This is a genomic window from Aeromonas sp. A04 (assembly GCF_047780465.1).
GTDB classification, from domain to species: Bacteria; Pseudomonadota; Gammaproteobacteria; order Enterobacterales; family Aeromonadaceae; genus Aeromonas; species Aeromonas bestiarum.
This window is the reverse complement of the sequence record NZ_JBLNHP010000004.1, coordinates 382,233-399,128: the sequence shown is the minus strand read 5'-3', so window position 1 is coordinate 399,128 and position 16,896 is coordinate 382,233. Positions and strand designations below refer to the sequence as shown.

At 55.7% G+C, this 16,896-nt stretch carries 16 protein-coding genes; 11 read left to right on the top strand and 5 right to left on the bottom strand.

Annotated features, from left to right (window positions below; all coding sequences use genetic code 11):
• Nucleotides 1–11: 11 nt before the first annotated feature.
• The 9 genes from ACM3N8_RS15495 to ACM3N8_RS15455 all read left to right on the top strand — a co-directional run bounded on the left by ACM3N8_RS15495 (nucleotide 12) and on the right by ACM3N8_RS15455 (nucleotide 10,093).
• Nucleotides 12–1,259 (top strand): ABC transporter permease, encoded by a 1,248-nt coding sequence (locus ACM3N8_RS15495; protein WP_290019462.1) that lies wholly within the window; start codon nucleotides 12–14, stop codon nucleotides 1,257–1,259.
• 26 nt (nucleotides 1,260–1,285) lie between these two features.
• Entirely contained in the window at nucleotides 1,286–1,765 is a 480-nt protein-coding gene (locus ACM3N8_RS15490) for a DUF3299 domain-containing protein (protein WP_416016299.1), read from the top strand.
• Nucleotides 1,766–2,006: 241 nt separating this feature from the next.
• Nucleotides 2,007–2,873 (top strand): TIGR03899 family protein, encoded by an 867-nt coding sequence (locus ACM3N8_RS15485; RefSeq protein ID WP_043138726.1) that lies wholly within the window; start codon nucleotides 2,007–2,009, stop codon nucleotides 2,871–2,873.
• 273 nt (nucleotides 2,874–3,146) lie between these two features.
• Entirely contained in the window at nucleotides 3,147–4,775 is a 1,629-nt protein-coding gene (locus ACM3N8_RS15480; protein WP_416016298.1) for a PAS domain-containing methyl-accepting chemotaxis protein, read from the top strand.
• Between the two features lie 633 nt (nucleotides 4,776–5,408).
• Nucleotides 5,409–5,807 (top strand): hypothetical protein, encoded by a 399-nt coding sequence (locus ACM3N8_RS15475; RefSeq protein WP_416016297.1) that lies wholly within the window; start codon nucleotides 5,409–5,411, stop codon nucleotides 5,805–5,807.
• Between the two features lie 273 nt (nucleotides 5,808–6,080).
• The gene (locus ACM3N8_RS15470) at nucleotides 6,081–6,506 is read left to right on the top strand and encodes a nuclear transport factor 2 family protein (RefSeq protein WP_416016296.1); all 426 of its coding nucleotides are present in this window, start codon (nucleotides 6,081–6,083) and stop codon (nucleotides 6,504–6,506) included.
• Between the two features lie 25 nt (nucleotides 6,507–6,531).
• Entirely contained in the window at nucleotides 6,532–7,149 is a 618-nt protein-coding gene (locus tag ACM3N8_RS15465; protein ID WP_416016295.1) for a nucleotidyltransferase domain-containing protein, read from the top strand.
• Nucleotides 7,150–7,869: 720 nt separating this feature from the next.
• Complete coding sequence (locus tag ACM3N8_RS15460; protein WP_416016294.1) at nucleotides 7,870–9,339, top strand: DNA/RNA helicase domain-containing protein; 1,470 nt, start codon at nucleotides 7,870–7,872, stop codon at nucleotides 9,337–9,339.
• A gap of 154 nt (nucleotides 9,340–9,493) precedes the next feature.
• A complete protein-coding gene (locus ACM3N8_RS15455; protein ID WP_416016293.1) occupies nucleotides 9,494–10,093 on the top strand; it encodes a restriction endonuclease in 600 nt (199 codons plus the stop codon).
• Between the two features lie 62 nt (nucleotides 10,094–10,155).
• Here the strand turns inward: ACM3N8_RS15455 and cysC are convergent, their stop codons facing one another.
• The 4 genes from cysC to cysG all read right to left on the bottom strand — a co-directional run bounded on the left by cysC (nucleotide 10,156) and on the right by cysG (nucleotide 14,822).
• Nucleotides 10,156–10,749, bottom strand: a complete 594-nt coding sequence (cysC, locus tag ACM3N8_RS15450) for an adenylyl-sulfate kinase (protein WP_416016292.1) — start codon at nucleotides 10,747–10,749, stop codon at nucleotides 10,156–10,158.
• A 184-nt stretch (nucleotides 10,750–10,933) separates the two neighbouring features.
• On the bottom strand, nucleotides 10,934–12,361 hold the full coding sequence (gene cysN, locus ACM3N8_RS15445) for a sulfate adenylyltransferase subunit CysN (RefSeq protein WP_416016291.1): 1,428 nt from the start codon (nucleotides 12,359–12,361) through the stop codon (nucleotides 10,934–10,936).
• Nucleotides 12,362–12,371: 10 nt separating this feature from the next.
• Complete coding sequence (gene cysD, locus ACM3N8_RS15440; RefSeq protein ID WP_416016290.1) at nucleotides 12,372–13,298, bottom strand: sulfate adenylyltransferase subunit CysD; 927 nt, start codon at nucleotides 13,296–13,298, stop codon at nucleotides 12,372–12,374.
• An 87-nt stretch (nucleotides 13,299–13,385) separates the two neighbouring features.
• On the bottom strand, nucleotides 13,386–14,822 hold the full coding sequence (gene cysG / locus ACM3N8_RS15435) for a siroheme synthase CysG (protein WP_416016289.1): 1,437 nt from the start codon (nucleotides 14,820–14,822) through the stop codon (nucleotides 13,386–13,388).
• A gap of 197 nt (nucleotides 14,823–15,019) precedes the next feature.
• Here cysG and ACM3N8_RS15430 point away from each other — a divergent pair, with 197 nt between their 5' ends.
• Nucleotides 15,020–15,943: an SPFH domain-containing protein gene (locus tag ACM3N8_RS15430; protein ID WP_043138703.1), complete on the top strand. Its 924-nt coding sequence runs from the start codon at nucleotides 15,020–15,022 to the stop codon at nucleotides 15,941–15,943.
• Complete coding sequence (locus tag ACM3N8_RS15425) at nucleotides 15,940–16,395, top strand: NfeD family protein (RefSeq protein WP_043138701.1); 456 nt, start codon at nucleotides 15,940–15,942, stop codon at nucleotides 16,393–16,395. Before ACM3N8_RS15430 ends, ACM3N8_RS15425 begins: the two co-directional genes overlap by 4 nt.
• Nucleotides 16,396–16,481: 86 nt before the next feature.
• Here ACM3N8_RS15425 and ACM3N8_RS15420 read toward each other — a convergent pair whose 3' ends face one another.
• Complete coding sequence (locus ACM3N8_RS15420) at nucleotides 16,482–16,892, bottom strand: CBS domain-containing protein (RefSeq protein WP_043138697.1); 411 nt, start codon at nucleotides 16,890–16,892, stop codon at nucleotides 16,482–16,484.
• Between the last annotated feature and the right edge of the window lie 4 nt (nucleotides 16,893–16,896).

Below are 16,896 nucleotides of genomic sequence, written 5' to 3'. Positions count from 1 at the left end.
CGGAGGCCGGTATGCTGAAGCTCGCCCTGCAAAGTCTCTGGGCCCGTCGCCTCACCGCCGGGCTGACCCTGTTGGCGGTGGCCATCAGCGTCACCCTGCTGCTCGGGGTGGAGCGGGTGCGCACCCAGGCGCGCGAGAGTTTCTCCAATACCGTCTCGGGTACCGATCTCATCGTCGGCGCCCGCTCCGGCCAGGTGAACCTGCTGCTCTACTCGGTATTTCGTATCGGCAACCCCACCAACAACGTAGGCTGGGAGGCCTATCAGGCCATCAAGACCAAACCCGGCGTCGCCTGGACCATACCCCTCTCCCTCGGTGATTCTCACAAGGGCTTTCGGGTGCTCGGTACCAATGGCGACTACTTCACCCACCTGAAGTACGGCCAGCAGCAGGCTCTGCAACTGCGGGAGGGGCGGCCGTTTGGCACGCCGTTCGAGGCCGTGCTCGGCGCCCAGGTGGCCGAGAAGCTCGGCTACAAGCTGGATCAGTCCATCGTCATCGCCCACGGCGCGGGCAACACCTCCTTCAGCCAGCACGACAACCTGCCGTTCAAGGTAGTGGGGATACTGGCACCGACCGGCACCCCCATCGATCGCACCATCCACGTGCCGCTGGCCGGGATAGAGGCGATCCACCTGGGCTGGGACACGGGCAGGCACAGCAAGAACGTGACCGCCGAACAGGCGCTGGCGCAGGATCTGACCCCCAAAACCATCACCGCCTTCATGGTGGGTCTCAGCAATCGAATATTGGCGTTCCAACTGCAGCGCAGCGTCAACACCTATCGGGGCGAGCCGCTGATGGCGATCCTGCCGGGGGCCGCCCTGCAGGAGCTGTGGAGCCTGATGAGCGTGGCGGAAACCGCGCTCTCGGTGATCGCCGGTTTTGTGGTGGTGGCGGGCCTCATCGGCATGCTGACCACCTTGCTGGCGGGGCTCAACGAGCGGCGCCGCGAGCTGGCCATCCTGAGATCCCTGGGGGCAGGCCCCGCCCACCTGTTCCTGTTGCTGGCGCTGGAGGCGATGGCCCTCACCACCGCAGGCATAGCCCTCGGGGTGGCCGTGCTCTATCTGGGGCAGGGGCTTGCCACCCCCTGGCTGCTCAGCCACTATGGCCTGCAATTGAGCCTGGGGCTGCCGAGCGCCTACGAGTGGCAGTTGCTGGGACTGGTGTGGCTGGCGGGCATGGTGATAGGCCTGCTGCCCGCGGCCAGGGCCTACCGCTACAGCCTGAGCGATGGCATGAGCATTCGCGTCTAGCCCGCATAAAAAAGAGAGAAGGACAGATGATGAAGTGGAAAATTGTGGCGCTGCTGGCCAGCCTGCTGGCGCTGCCGGCCCTGGCCGCCGATTACAAGACCATCGACTGGGACGTGCTGATCCCGCAAGGGGAGCGGCTGTTGCCACCGCCCCAGGTGAGCCACGATGGCGATTTCTCCTCGGTGCCGCAGCCGGTGGGCGGGGTCAACCAGAAGCTGGACAACCAAGACGTGCGGATCCCGGGGTTCGTGGTGCCGCTGGAGGGGGATGCCAAGAAGATCACCGCCTTCCTGCTGGTGCCCTACTTCGGCGCCTGCATCCATGTGCCGCCGCCTCCCACCAACCAGGTGGTCTATGTGAGCTACCCCAAGGGCGCCCCCGTGGATGATCTCTGGGATGCCATCTGGGTGAAGGGCAAGATGCGCACCATCAGCTCCAGCCACGAGATGGCTACCGCCTCCTACTCCATGGAAGCGGTCGAGGTCAGCATCTACGAAGAGGAATAAGTCAGACATCATGATGCGCGTCTGATGAGCTCCAGCCACGAGATGGCTACCGCCTCCTACTCCATGGAAGCGGTCGAGGTCAGCGTCTACGAAGAGCAGTGAGCCTGCACACACGGCCTCCCGCGGGAGGCCGTTTTGTTATCCACGACGACCGGATCCCGGCCAGCCCCTGCTTGAGGGATTGCCCGCCATCCCGGTTGGAGTAACATTCAAGGCTAGACCTTGCGATCACGGAGCCAGCATGGCTGACCTGCCCCCGCCCAAGAAAGAGAGTTCCATCCTGAGCAGCCAGGAGCAAACCCTGCGCCTGGCCCGCAGCCGCGGCATAGACGGCATGCTCACCCGCAACAGCGACAGCACCTTCGAACAGCGCGCCACCTTTCGCCATCTGGCGGATCAGGCCGCTCGCCAGCGCAATCTGGAAGCCATCATGGTGATGGCCTCCCGCCACTGCGAGGAGACGGCCGCCGGCGGCGAGATGGACAGCGACTGGCTGACCCGCTTCCTGCAACTGGCGGAAGACATCAGCATGGTCCCCATGCAGCAGCTGTGGGGCCGCATCTTCGCCATCGAGATCGCCACTCCCGGCCGTTTCTCCATCCGCGCCCTCACCACCCTCAAGGAGATGACCCAGCGCGAGGCCCAGCTGTTCCAGCGGATCTGCGCCCTCGCCTGCCACTATTCGGGCAGCGATGAGCAGCGTCTGCTGCTGGGGCTGCACAAGGGCGCCAGCCTGCTCAGCCGCGCCAAGGTGACCCGGCTTGGTCTGGGCAAATACCGATTGCCCTACAATGCCCTGTTGCAGCTGTTCGAGCTCGGCCTGCTGCACAAGGGAGAGCTGGAATCCGGCCCGCTGCCCGCCGACGGGGTCGAACTGGCATTCGGCGACCAACGCTGGCGCCTGCATCGCAAGCAGACCAACATCACCCTGCTCTACTACCGGCTGACCCCGGTGGGCAACGAGCTCGCCCAGCTGTTGCAGGAGCCGCCGCTGGAGGAGTACCTGCAGGATCTGAAAACCGTGCTGGTGCAGGGGCTGCAGATAGAGACCATGATGCAGCCTCCCGAGTCCGAGCTGGAGAGGGTGCCGCCGACTGCCGCCGTCTGAACCCCGGGGCCCCTGTTGGCCCCCTTTCTCTTCTCTCTTGTGGCACGCCAGCCGCACCATATTGCGAAATGCCGCCCTGCTCATTGCCAAATCGATTCTCGAAATGCGAATCGATCTCCTTGCCCACCCCCTCCTGATCCGGATTTGCCGCAAAATCTGACCATTTTGGTCGGATAAACACACTACTAACAAAATCATCATCACCCATGACGCCATGGTGCATAACTTGCACTGCCTATACATCTTTCCCATCACCGCGTGCAGGACCACACAATGAGAGTCAACCAACCCGTTACCCAGCGTGAGCGTCTCTACCCGGAGCACCAGAGTCTTATTTCCACCACTGACCTGGAAAGCCGCATCACCTATGCCAACGAGGAGTTCTGCAACATAGCGGGGTTCAGCCTGGACGAGCTGCAAGGTGAGCATCACAACCTGGTACGCCATCCGGACATGCCCAAGCAGGCCTTCGCCGATCTCTGGCATCACATCAAGGACGGCAAGAGCTGGATGGGGCCGGTGAAGAACCGCTGCAAGAATGGCGATCACTACTGGGTCAGCGCCTTCGTCACCCCCATCAAGGATGCCAGCGGCAAGGTAGTGGAATACCAGTCCGTGCGCACGGCCCCCAGCGAGGAGATCAAGCAGCGGGCCGAACGCATCTATGCCGACCTGCGCAATGACAAGACTCCCCTGGCCCTCAGGCTGCCGACCTTCTCCCACACGCAGGCAGTCACGCTCTGCCTGCTGCTGAGTCTGGCGGCCATGGTCGCGCTGGGGTACAAGCAGGCTGCGGGCTGGCCGCTGGCACTGGCGACCGTACCGCTGCTGCTGGCAGCCATGATCACCCATGCCCTGGCCCGTCGGCTGGGCAAGCTCGACAAGATGGCCCGCAGCCGCTTCGACAACCCGCTGATGCAGCTGCTCTACACCAACAAGGTCGACAACCTGGCCGCCATCGAGCTCGCCATGTTGATGAACCGGGCCGAGTTCAATGCCGTGCTGGCCCGCACCCAGCAGACCTGCGCCCAGATCTTGCGGGCCGCAGAAGGGGATCTGCACAACGCCGAGTCCATCACCAGCAACCTGCAACAGCAGCAGGCCGAGACCAACCTGGTCGCCACCGCCATCACCCAGATGTCAGAGTCGATCAGAGAGGTCTCTCACAGCTCCACCGCCGCCTCCGGCCTGCTGGACGAGACTTCCGAGTTGTTCAAGGAGGGCAACCGCAGCGTGCTGGATACCATAGGCGCGGTCGAGGGGATGCACGACGAGATCACCACCTCCAAGACGGTGATCCACACCCTGGCGGGGCAGTGCCGGGATATAGACGGCATTCTCGATGTCATCAACAGCATCGCCAACCAGACCAATCTGCTGGCCCTCAACGCGGCCATAGAGGCGGCCCGGGCCGGTGAGGCGGGCCGCGGCTTCTCCGTGGTGGCGGACGAGATCCGATCGCTGGCCATCAAGACCCAGTCCTCCACCGGCGAGATCCAGAAAATGATCAGCCTGTTGCAAGCCAGTGCGGGCAATGCGGAACAGGCGATGGAGAAAGGGGGGCAACTCTCGGCCAGCTGTCAGCAGAAGGCCTCAGCCACCGGCACTATATTGCAGCAGATCAACAGCATGTTGCAGCAGGTCGCCTCCGGCAGCAGCCAGATAGCCCAGGCCGTGCAGGAGCAATCCCAGGTCACGGCCGATATCGACCGCAACGTGCTCAGCATCAAGACCCTGGCCGATGACTCAAGCCAAGGCAGCCAGCATGCCGTGCACGGCATCATCCAGCTGGTGCGGCAGCTGAGCGAGCTGGATCGGCTGGTGCGCCAGTTCCAGCAACAGCCCGCCCCCCGTCAACTCAGCGAGCAACTCGCCAACGGACGGGTTGTACTCGCCCGCTGACGCCTGCCGTGCGCTAACAACAAGATGGGCCCCTGTCGCCACCGGCAGCGGGCCCATCAACATTGTGGGAAGAACGGATCTGACCGGATTGGTACGCCCATACCATCACTGACCCAACCTTGATGCCCTCACCATGGCGTCTGCGCTGCGCCACTCTCAACAGGGTGACGACCCCGGAGTTCATTCCCCCGCCCAAATGCGCTGCGAGCGTTGAGCAAGCAAGGGCATTGAGATACCTCCACCACCCGACCACCACCCCATGGCAGCTCAATTTATTGATCTTGCCCGAGAAATCACCCACTCCCCCTTCCCTAACCGGCTCCGTTCGGTAACATGGTCATCAGGATCACCTCTCGTCGGAGTCGGCCATGTACCAGACCAGAGCCAAGCCACAGGTAACAAGCAGCAGACTGGAGGCTGGAATTCAGGGGCGGTAGCTTTGCCTGATGGAATAGGTAAGTGAATGGCGACATGAAACGAGTCACTCAATATGGGACTGTCTTGATTTCTTGCTGCGCGAAAAAAACTGAGCTAACAACAGTAAATCAACGAGTGAGTCACTAAATATTTTTTTAGGAAGGCAAGGGTGAAAGGGTGAAAGGGTGAAAGGGTGAAAGGGTGAAAGGGTGAAACTTGAAAAACAAACTCCGAGTAAAGCTACACCATATGCAAGATGTTATCAATTTATTTGATACCATAAGCCCAGCAGCGAAATTACCCGCAATATGCTACCAGAACACCCGTTATATTCGTTGGTCTGAGTTTGATGATATGGTTGTATATGAGCTTGATTTTGAACCTTATCTATCTATAGCTGAACTATGTGATATGTATTATTTTACCCTACACAAAAGTCAACAACGCTTGTATCTTACCCATTGTAACGATGCGGGCCACCCTCCACCGCGATGGGAAGCCCGTCCCATCACATTGTCACAACTGATAGATGTTGAGTTGATGACATATCTCATGCGGGATCACGCCTATCAATTAGGGCTGAGGATCAACTTCGATTTAGACTATCAAATTTAGGCTGTTGAGTAGAAACCATATACATGACTCTGGGCTATCAGAAGACATTCAATATAGTAATTTTCTTGTTTTTATTAAAAGCATACTTGCAAAGTGGGATTTTTCAGCCTGAAATAGGAATCGACACAAATACTTACTACACTAGGGAAATATAAATCTCGATGAAACAACTATGAGGGCCGGCGGAATGTTCCTGGAGGCTTGACTATCGGATAAGTAATGCCCTCGATCTAATCATTGTTATACGTAAAACTAATACGGACGTAGGAATTTATGGAACAAGACAATTTAGTTGATATAGTAGTTGAGTATTTCGAGAAAGTAGATGCAGGTGATCCTAGTTATCTTGACCTCTTCTCAGAGAATGTTGATTTTTTCTTTCCTAAATTTGGGCTGGCGAAAGGAAAGGATGCATTAGTTGAATTTGGTAATAGAATCGGTAGCTCGCTCACCAGCATCTGGCACGGCATAGATGGCTTTAAGATAACGACTGCTGGCAACACTGTGATTGTCGAGGGACAAGAGGGAGGAGTAATGAGTGATGGTACCTCTTGGCCGGACAATAATATCTCCATGGGTCGTTTTTGTAGCGTATTCGAATTTACAGGAAAGCTGATAAGTCGTATGTCCGTATATGTAGACCCTGACTTTCCAAGTAGAGATGTAGCAAGGATTGCTGTGTTGTCAGGGACAAATTAATAGCTGTTATGTGCTCGGAGTAGAAATGGAAAACATTCTAGATTTAGCAGTGGAAGAGCTGAAAGGAAAGTATGCACCTAATATCATCATTCTTTATGGTTCTTATGCACGCAATGAGGAAACCGAAACGAGTGATATCGACATAGCCTGTTTCTGTGATCACCCGAGCGAACAAAAAGATGCAAGGTTATTTCACGGTATTTATCTTGATGTCTGGATTTACCCAACCGATTTTCTAAACTCAATTCCCAAAGAAGCCCTTCGCTTCGGTGACGGAAAAGTCATTTATGATACACAAGATTTAGGGAGCAACTATTTAGCTCGCGTTAAGCAGAAGCTCGCAGATGGCAAACCGGCAACATCGGAGGTGGATAAGGCACACCTTCAACAGTGGGTGATAAAAATGCTGGAGCGTGCGCATGATAAAGACATAGATAGTCATTATCGTCGTACCTGGCTTCAACATGACCTTCTGGAGATATATTTTGACATACGTGACTTGTGGTATCTAGGTTCAAAGAAAAGCTTTCATTATTTACAGCAGCATGACCAGCCGACTTTCAATCTATTTGAGAAAATGTATAAAGAGCCGTTAAATATTGATCTGTTGGCCGCCTTGGCAAAGCAGGTTGCACGTATATAGCAATGTCCAAGAGCAATACATAGCGCGTAAGGTTTTCACTATGAGTTTGTTTAAACTCGGTTGCCACCGGCTGGTGCGTCAGTTTAAGAAAGCGCCTTCTGCCTCACCACAAAGTACCGCTTGCAAACGCCGTACCGGTACGCCAAGCCAGATAACCACCACACACAAGCAACCTCCGCAGAAAAAACCTATGGGCCAGCAGGCCCATAGGTTTTTTTAATGCTCGCCAACAAGATGACGACACTGCTGTGTCACCGTCCGATCTCCCTCTGCGCTGATGGGTCGCTGCAGTTGAGCAACCACATTTAAACCTATTGCTGCTTAATTTATTGATCTTGCTCAGAAAACGTCCCGCTTGCGCTTTTCACCTCAGCCCCGTTCGGTAACATAGCCGCTTGGCGGCCTCTCGCAGGAGTCAGCCATGAGCCAGACCAGTGCAATATCACAGGTAAAAGCAGCAGACTGGAGGCTGAAATTCAGGGGCGGTAGCGTTGTTTTTGCAGGTTGGCACAGAGCGTAGCCAAGCCCAATAGACGAGGACGGTCAGGCCAACCAGAGCGGGATAAACATGGATCGGGCCGATCGGGAAAACAAATGTGCAGATACGTTGCAAGGTAAACGTTGGGCTTCACTTCTTTCAGCACCAACCTACAATTTTTAGCCCAACATACGAGATAACTAAGCAACACCATTATTACGGTTATATAGGATAAAGAATTAATGAAAAGTATAAATATAATTTCTCTTGTGCAAGCATTCGATAGTCTTCAGTCTGACGAATATCATGCTTACAAAAAACATTACGACTTAGATATCAAACCTAATGAAGTTGAAGATCTCAGGCACTTCGTGATCAATATGTATCATGTGCTTCCTTATGTGAATATCTTTAACGATTTTTATGTTGGCTATAAAATTCAACATATAAGCAAAGAATTTGATCTACTAAGGTTTGGTGATAACTACATTTTGAATGTAGAGCTAAAAAATAGCAGCACAGAGGTTAAGGTTAAGAAACAGCTACTGAGAAATAAGTATTATCTAAGCCACATAAATAAAGTCGTACACAGCTTCACCTATATCACCCAAACAAACACCTTATATAAACTTGGTACTAACAATGACCTAGAAGTAGTTGATTTTAGTTTCTTAACACAATTGCTTACTAATCAAAACCTAATGAAAATTGACAATCCAGATGTATTGTTCAACCCTTCCGATTATTTAGTTTCCCCATTTAACTCCACTGAAAAGTTTGTTAACAATCAGTATTTCCTGACTGGTCAACAAGAGGACATAAGGGATCAAGCATTCAACATCATCAATACACACCAGCCTACTTTCATTTCAATTACTGGTGGTCCAGGAACAGGCAAGACACTGCTAACATATGATATTATAAAATGTGTGAGAGATCACAAAAGAACTTTGATTGTTCATTGCGGGAATTTAAATGAAGGGCATCATAGATTAAATCAGCTGGGTTGGCATGTGATACCAGTAAAGAACCTTAAACATCATAACTTAAACAATCTAGATTTGATTGTCATTGATGAAACTCAAAGAATATATGAGCATCAGTTTGATAAATTGGTTTCTGATGCCAAGGCAGCTAATACATCCTGTATATTTTCGTATGATAAACAGCAAACTTTGTCGTCAAAAGAATCTCGTCTAGATATTGAAGGGAAAATAAATTCCATTGGCAGTGTTTCCAAATTTAAGTTGTCAGACAAAATAAGAACTAACAAAGAAATTGCTGGATTTATTAAGTTATTATTCAACAGCCAACGAAATGATGTGGTTTTTTCTAATTGCGGCAATGTTGATTTTGACTATTTCACAGACTTGAACTCTGTAAAGAATTATATTCAGCTAATAGGTAATGATGGCTGGGAAGTGCTGAACCTAACACCATCGTTACATGTTACTGAACACCATGAGTCTTACTCTGACAGCCTAAACAAGTGCTCACATGCAGTAATTGGACAAGAATTTGACAATGTTGCCGTTGTTATCGATGAGTACTTTTCATATGACAACTCAGGATCATTGATATATCTATCTAGAACATACTACGACTCTGTTAAAATGTTATTTCAGAATATCACTCGAACAAGAAAAAGACTGAAGTTGATTATAATTGGAAATAAGCATGTATTAAATAGATGCTTGTCAGTTTTAAACTAAATCGAGAAAAGAAACTAACAGATAAATTAAGATACGCCCCCTACGATTGGCATTTTCAGCTCAAGGTTTAGTTTCGTGTTTAAGGCTGTTGCTTAGTATCACCATGGCATTTATCACACCTTAATACGTCGTTGTTTTAATAAGTGGTTTATATATGGGACAAATGAAAGCCTACATTGATTGGCATCGAATTATATATAATAAAGATCCTTTGGATGGTGATAAAGAGTCGGTCGAAAAATTTGTCGCCTGGAGAAAGAAATACAGCTTCAATGCTGCATACTGGAGATCGAAAGATCTCGATTCACCTGCGATCATCAAAGAATTTAAGCTGCACTCTCCATCGGCACAATTAATATTAGACATTAAGAACCAGAAAATATCACTAAGTTCCTTAACATGGCGAGAGTTCGAAGAAATGGTAGATGAGCTTCTTAAAAAACAAGGCTGGAATACCACTTTGGGGCGTGGAACAAAAGATGGCGGCATTGATATTTTCGCCGAGAAAATAGATCCAGCTATCGGCACTATAAAAACGATATGGCAAGCAAAGCATTTATCTGAAGGAAATAAGGTATCGTTAAAAGAAATTCGAGAACTATATGGCATAGTTGCTGAACATCGAGTGACAAAAGGAATTATTGTCACGTCAACTTTTTTGACAAGAGGTGCCATTGAGCGGGTAGAAAAAGATTGCTGCGTACTTGGTAAGTCAGAACGACCAGAAATACTCGACTGGATTGAAAAATACTAGAAGAAATAAACAAAGGAGCAAACGCCCCCTTGTTACTCAATATTCGACACGGACAATCGACCTCAGTCTATCAACCCTCTCTGCCGCAGAGCGGTCAGCAACTCATCCACCAGCACTTCCACCGGTTTACCTGCATTAAGCAGATGGATTTCCGGCTGCTCGGGGGCCTCGTAGGCAGAGTCGATACCGGTAAAGTTGCGGATCTCCCCCGCCCGTGCCTTCTTGTAGAGCCCCTTGGGATCGCGCTCTTCACAGACGGCGAGCGGCGCATCGACAAATACCTCAACGAACTCGTCCGGCCCCAAGAGGTTTCGCACCAGATCCCGCTCGGCACGGAACGGCGAGATAAAGGCGGTGAGCACGATAAGTCCCGCATCCACCATGAGTTTTGCCACTTCGCCGACCCGGCGGATATTCTCCTGGCGGGCCGCGTCATCGAAGCCGAGATCGCCGCACAGACCGTGGCGCACATTGTCCCCATCCAGCAGATAGGTGTGCTTGCCCTCGGCGGCCAGCGCCTGCTCCAGCGCCCCCGCCAGGGTGGATTTTCCCGCCCCCGACAGCCCGGTGAACCAGATCACCAGCGGTTTCTGCCCTTTCAATTCGGCCCGGCTCTGTTTGCTGACGGCATGCTGGTGCCACACGATATTACTCATCCTAACTCCTCGATCACTCAGGCTCATCAACATGGGGAAGGAACCAGCGAGCCCCCCACCCTCTCCCTGAGGGAGAGGGAATATTAGCCCCCTTCTCCCTCTCTTTTTTAGTCGGCGGGAGCAGGATTGGGGATGAGGGGACGCGCTTCATCGCGCCCTCTCCCGAGGGAGAGGGCGCTTGACTCTATTGCTTGCCGCTGTCGTTGCCGATGGCCAGCGCCTGCCAGTGCGGGAAGTGCTTGCGCACCAGGGCGTTGAGCTCGATTTCAAACTCACTGTATTGCCCTTTGACCGCCTTGGCCGCCAGCCCTTCCACTATCATGCCGGCCCCGACGGTGACGTTGCTCAACCGATCTATCAGGATGAAGCTGCCGGTGTCGCGGATCTCCCGGTATGGGTCGAACGCCACCGGATCGGTCAGGCTCAGCTCGCACAGGCCTATCTCATTGAGCTTGAGCTCATTCGCCGCCAGCTCGTCCAGCTTGTTGATCTCGATGCGATGACGGATGGCCTCCACCTGACCACGGGTCTTCTTGGTGGCCAGCTTGATGTCATAGACCCGGCCCGGTTGCAGGGACTCCTCCCCCATCCAGACGATGTGAGCCAGCACATTCTGGGTCACTTGGGGTTGCCTCGCGGCATCCACCAGCAGATCGCCGCGGCTGATGTCGATTTCATCGGCAAAGGTGACGGTAATGGCCTGACCCGGCAGGGCGTACTCCAGATCCCCGTCGAAGGTGACGATGCGGGTCACTGTGCTCTGCTTGCCGGACGGCAGCACAGCCAGCTTGTCGCCGACCCGCAGGATGCCGGCCGCGAGCGTGCCCGCGAAGCCGCGAAAATCCAGGTTGGGGCGGTTCACGTACTGCACCGGCAGGCGCACCGGATGACGCTCCAGTTCGCGCTCCACCCCGGCATTTTCCAGCAGGGAGAGCAGGGTTTCGCCCTGATACCAGGCCAGCTTGTCGCTTGGGTTGACCACGTTGTCACCGTCCAGCGCCGAGACAGGCACTATCTGTATGGTGTCGACGCTGAGCTTCTTGGCGAACTCGCGATAATCGGCACTGATGCGCTCGAACACCTCCTGGCTGAACTCCACCAGATCCATCTTGTTGACCGCCACCACGAACTGCTTGATGCCGAGCAGACTGGCGATAAAGCTGTGACGACGGGTCTGATCCAGCACCCCCTTGCGGGCATCGATCAATATGATGGCCAGATCGCAGGTGGAGGCGCCGGTGGCCATGTTGCGGGTGTACTGCTCGTGGCCCGGGGTATCCGAGATGATAAATTTGCGTTTCGCCGTCGAAAAATAGCGGTAAGCCACGTCTATGGTGATGCCCTGCTCGCGCTCGGCCTGCAGGCCGTCCACCAAGAGCGCCAGATCCAGCTTCTCGCCCGTGGTGCCAAGCTTCTGGCTGTCGGACTCCAGCGCCTTGAGCTGATCTTCATAGATCTGCTGGGAGTCGTGCAGCAATCGGCCAATGAGGGTGCTCTTGCCGTCGTCCACGCTGCCGCAGGTGAGAAAGCGCAGCAGGCTCTTGTGTTGCTGGGCGTGCAGGTAGGCTTCAATGCCCTGTTCGCTGATGGCGGTCTGAATGTGGTTGTTCATTTGCGATTCCTTAGAAATATCCCTGACGCTTCTTCTGCTCCATGGAGCCAGCCTGATCATGGTCAATCAGCCGTCCCTGCCGCTCGCTCGAGGTGGTGAGCAGCATCTCTTCGATGATCTCCGGCAGCGTGGTGGCATCGGATTCGATGGCGCCGGTCAACGGGTAGCAACCCAGGGTGCGGAAGCGCACCAGCTCCTGCTTCACTTCATCTTCAGGGCCTATGGGCATGCGCTCGTCATCCACCATGATCTTGATGCCGTTGCGCTCAACGACCGGACGCACGGCGGCAAAGTAGAGCGGCACTATGTCGATGTTCTCGAGATAGATGTATTGCCAGATATCGAGCTCGGTCCAGTTGGAGAGCGGGAACACCCGTATGCTCTCCCCCTTGTTGACCTGGCTGTTGTAGACGCGCCACAGCTCGGGACGCTGGTTTTTCGGATCCCAGCGGTGGGACTTGTCGCGGAAGGAGTAGACCCGCTCCTTGGCGCGGGACTTCTCCTCGTCGCGGCGGGCACCGCCGAAGGCGGCATCGAAGCCGTGCTGGTTGAGCGCCTGCTTGAGCCCTTCGGTCTTCATGATGTCGGTGTGCTTGCCGCTGCCGTGCACGAAGGGATTGATCCCCATGGCGAGGCCATCCGGGTTCTTGTGGACGATGAGATCCAGCCCGTACTTTTTGGCGGTCTCGTCGCGGAACTTGATCATCTCCTTGAACTTCCAGTCGGTGTCGACGTGCAGCAAGGGGAAGGGGATCTTGCCCGGATAGAAGGCCTTGCGGGCCAGGTGCAACATGACGGAGGAGTCCTTGCCGATGGAGTACATCATCACCGGGTTTTCAAATTCGGCAGCCACCTCGCGGATGATGTGGATGCTCTCGGCCTCCAGCTGCTGCAGATGTGTCAGTCTTTCACGGTCCATGTCGGGTCCTCGGTTCATTGCTAACGCGCCTGGTCAGGGCGCGGTGTTGGTTCAGGTCGGTGCCGCCATGGCAGCACCGTCAAATCGGTTCTTTGCTCTGCAGGCTCACGCCAGGTGCACCAGCTTGAGATCACTGCCATTCAGGTCGCCGGAGCGACCCGCCTCATCGCCACGCGTTTCACCAAACCAGGCCAGCCGGTCGCGCAGGGCAACCACCTCGCCGATGACGATGAGCGACGGGCTCACTGCCTGCTCGGCCAGCACGGCCAGGTCAGCCAGGGTGCCGGTAAGCACGCGCTGACGGGCCGTGGTGCCCCGCTCTATGATGGCGATGGGGGTGTGGCTACTGCGGCCATGGCTCACCAGCTGCTGCTGAATGTGGTCGGAGCGCATCAGCCCCATGTAGACGACCAGGGTCTGGTTGGTGGTGGCGAGCTGCTGCCAGTCGGGCTCCTTGCCCTCCTGCTGGCAGTGGCCAGTAATAAAGACGGCGCTCTGGGCATGGTCACGGTGGGTGAGCGGAATGCCGGCATAGGCGGTGGCACCGGCGGCGGCCGTGATGCCAGGCACCACAGAGAAGGGGATCCCCTCTGCCGCCAGCACCTCCAGCTCCTCACCGCCACGGCCGAACATGAAGGGATCGCCCCCCTTGAGCCGCACCACACGGTTGCCTGCGCGGGCATGCTCCACCAGCAGACGATTGGTCTCCTCCTGGGGCACGCTGTGGGCACCGGCCTTCTTGCCGACCGAGACCAGAGTCGCATCGCGGCGCACCAGCTCCAGGATCTCCGGGGAGACCAGCTGGTCATAGAGCACCACTTCCGCCTGCTGAATTTGTTGCAGCGCCTTGAGGGTCAAGAGGCCAGGATCGCCGGGCCCCGCCCCCACCAGCACCACCTCGCCCACCTCGGTCTGGGCCTTGTCGAGCCCTTCGTTCAGCCAAGTCTCGGCGTTCTGCCAGTCCTGCTTTTCGATGAGGCCGGCCAGGGTATTGGAGGCGAAGGCGCGCTCCCAGAAGCGGCGACGATCGGAGATGGAAGAGAGCACCCGCTTGGCCTTGTCACGTACCCGGCCGGAGAGTTCGGCCAGACCGCCGAGATGGCGGGGCAGCAGGCTCTCGAGCCGCTCGCGCAACAGGCGTACCAGCACGGGGGCCTTGCCACCGCTGGAGACGGCGACCATCAGGGGAGAGCGATCTATGATGGAGGGAAAGATAAAGCTGGATCGCTTGGGGTCATCCACCACATTGACGAACAGACCGAGCTGGTTGGCGCTCTGATAGACGAGGGCGTTGACCTCGAGATCATCGGTGGCGGCCACCACCAGGATCTGGCCGGTCAGATGAGCCGGGGTGAAACGTTCGACCAGATGGGTAAAACGGCCGGCAAATTCGGCGAATGCAGGTTCAAGTTCCGGGGAGACCAGGGTCAGCCTTGCGCCTGCTGCCAGCAGCAGGCGCGCCTTGCGCAGGGCCACCTCGCCCCCGCCGACCAGCAACACGGGGCGGCCTTCCAACCTGGCAAACATAGGTAAATAATCCATTTCGGCCCATCCCTTGGAACACGACTAATATGGGGCGACTATAGGCAGGGCTGCTTATCCCTCAAAATAATAAAAAATGCTTTTTAATGCGTTTTAGTAATTAGCAAAGCCGTATGATGACAAAGGCGAACGAACATCCTTGTGGTGCTCGGCGCCAGGCCATAGGCTAGTGAAAGTGTTTCATAAGGAGCTTAATAATGAATGAGTCATTGATTGTGCTGGGGATCTTCGTGTTCTTGGTGATCATCACCCTGAGTGCCGGGATCAAGATAGTGCCGCAGGGCTACAACTGGACAGTGGAGCGCTTCGGCCGCTACACCCGCACCCTCTCCCCCGGTCTCAACCTGCTGATCCCCTACGTGGACAGGGTCGGCCACAAGATCATCATGATGGAGCAGGTGCTGGATATCCCGGCGCAGGAGGTGATCTCCCGCGACAACGCCAACGTCACCATAGACGCCATCAGCTTCGTGCAGGTGGTCGATGCCCGCAAGGGGGCCTATGAGGTCAACGATCTCCCCAGCGCCATCCGCAATCTCACCATGACCAATATGCGGACCGTGCTCGGCGCCATGGAGCTGGACGAGATGCTCTCCCAGCGCGACACCATCAACGAGAAGCTGCTGCGCACCATGGATGCCGCCACCGCCCCCTGGGGCATCAAGGTGACCCGGATCGAGATCAAGGATGTACGCCCGCCGCTGGCGCTGGTGGAAGCCATGAACGCCCAGATGAAGGCAGAGCGCCAGAAACGGGCCGAGGTGCTGGAAGCCGAAGGGGTGCGCCAGTCCAAGATACTGAAAGCCGAAGGCGAGAAGCAGTCCCAGATCCTCAAGGCCGAGGGTGAGCGTCAGGCCGCCTTCCTCGCCGCCGAAGCGCGGGAGCGGGCCGCCGAGGCGGAAGCCAAGGCGACCCATATGGTCTCAAAAGCTATAGCGGAAGGGGATATGCAGGCCATCAACTACTTCGTGGCCCAGAAATACACCGAAGCGCTGGCCCGCATAGGTGAAGGCCCCAACAGCAAGATCATCATGATGCCGCTGGAAGCCGGCAGCCTGATTGGCTCGGTCGCCGGCATGGCCGAGCTGTTCAACAAGGACGGCAAGAGTAGCAAGTCATGACAGCCCTGTTCGAGGGGCTGACCCACTGGCACTGGCTGGGGCTCGGCTTCGTGCTGCTGGCCATAGAAGTGATGAGCTCGGTGGGTTTCCTGCTCTGGACCGGCATAGCCGCGCTGGAAGTCGGCCTGATCCTGCTGCTGTGGCCCTTCGGCTGGCAGGCGCAGTTGCTGCTGTTTGCGGTGCAATCCCTGCTCACCACCTGGGCCTGGTGGCGCTGGCAGCACCGGCAGGACAGCTCGGGTCAGGATGCCGCGGCCCCCATCAATGAGCGGATGCAGAGCTATCTGGGCCGTGAGTTGACCCTGCTGGATGATGTGGTGCAGGGAACAAGCCGGGTGCATCTGGATGACACCGTCTGGACGGTCCGCAGCCAAGTGCCGCTCACCGCGGGCAGCCGGGTCAAGGTGGTAGGGGCGGATTCTCACATCCTGCTGGTGGAACCCTTGCCCTGAGGCGAGCGAGTATCATCACGCACATCCGATAAAAAGGGCTCCACGGAGCCCTTTTTTCGTTGCCTTGCCGACCTGCGCCGGCGTGCCTAGAAGGCGTCGCTGTCGAGGGCGGTGCGCAGCAGATCCTTCCAGCTGATGATGCCGACCAGGGCGCCATTTTCCAGCACCGGCAGGCAGGAGACGTTCTTCTCCAGCATCATCTTGACCCCGTCGCGCACCGGCAGTTGGGGAGCTATGGTGACGGGGTGGCGACTCATGATCTGGTGGGCGCGCCGATTGAGGGTTTCGGTATCTCGGCTCATCTCGGCCTCGGAGTCGAGGTAAGGGCTGATGGCACGGAACAGATCCCGGTCCGAGATGACCCCCACCAGCTCCTCTTCCTCCAGCACCAGCAGGTGGCGAAAGTGGGCCTGCTCGAAGATATCCTTGATGACAGTGAGCCTGTCATCCATGGAAACGGTGGCGACCCGGGTCGTCATTATGTCCCTGATAAGCATGCTA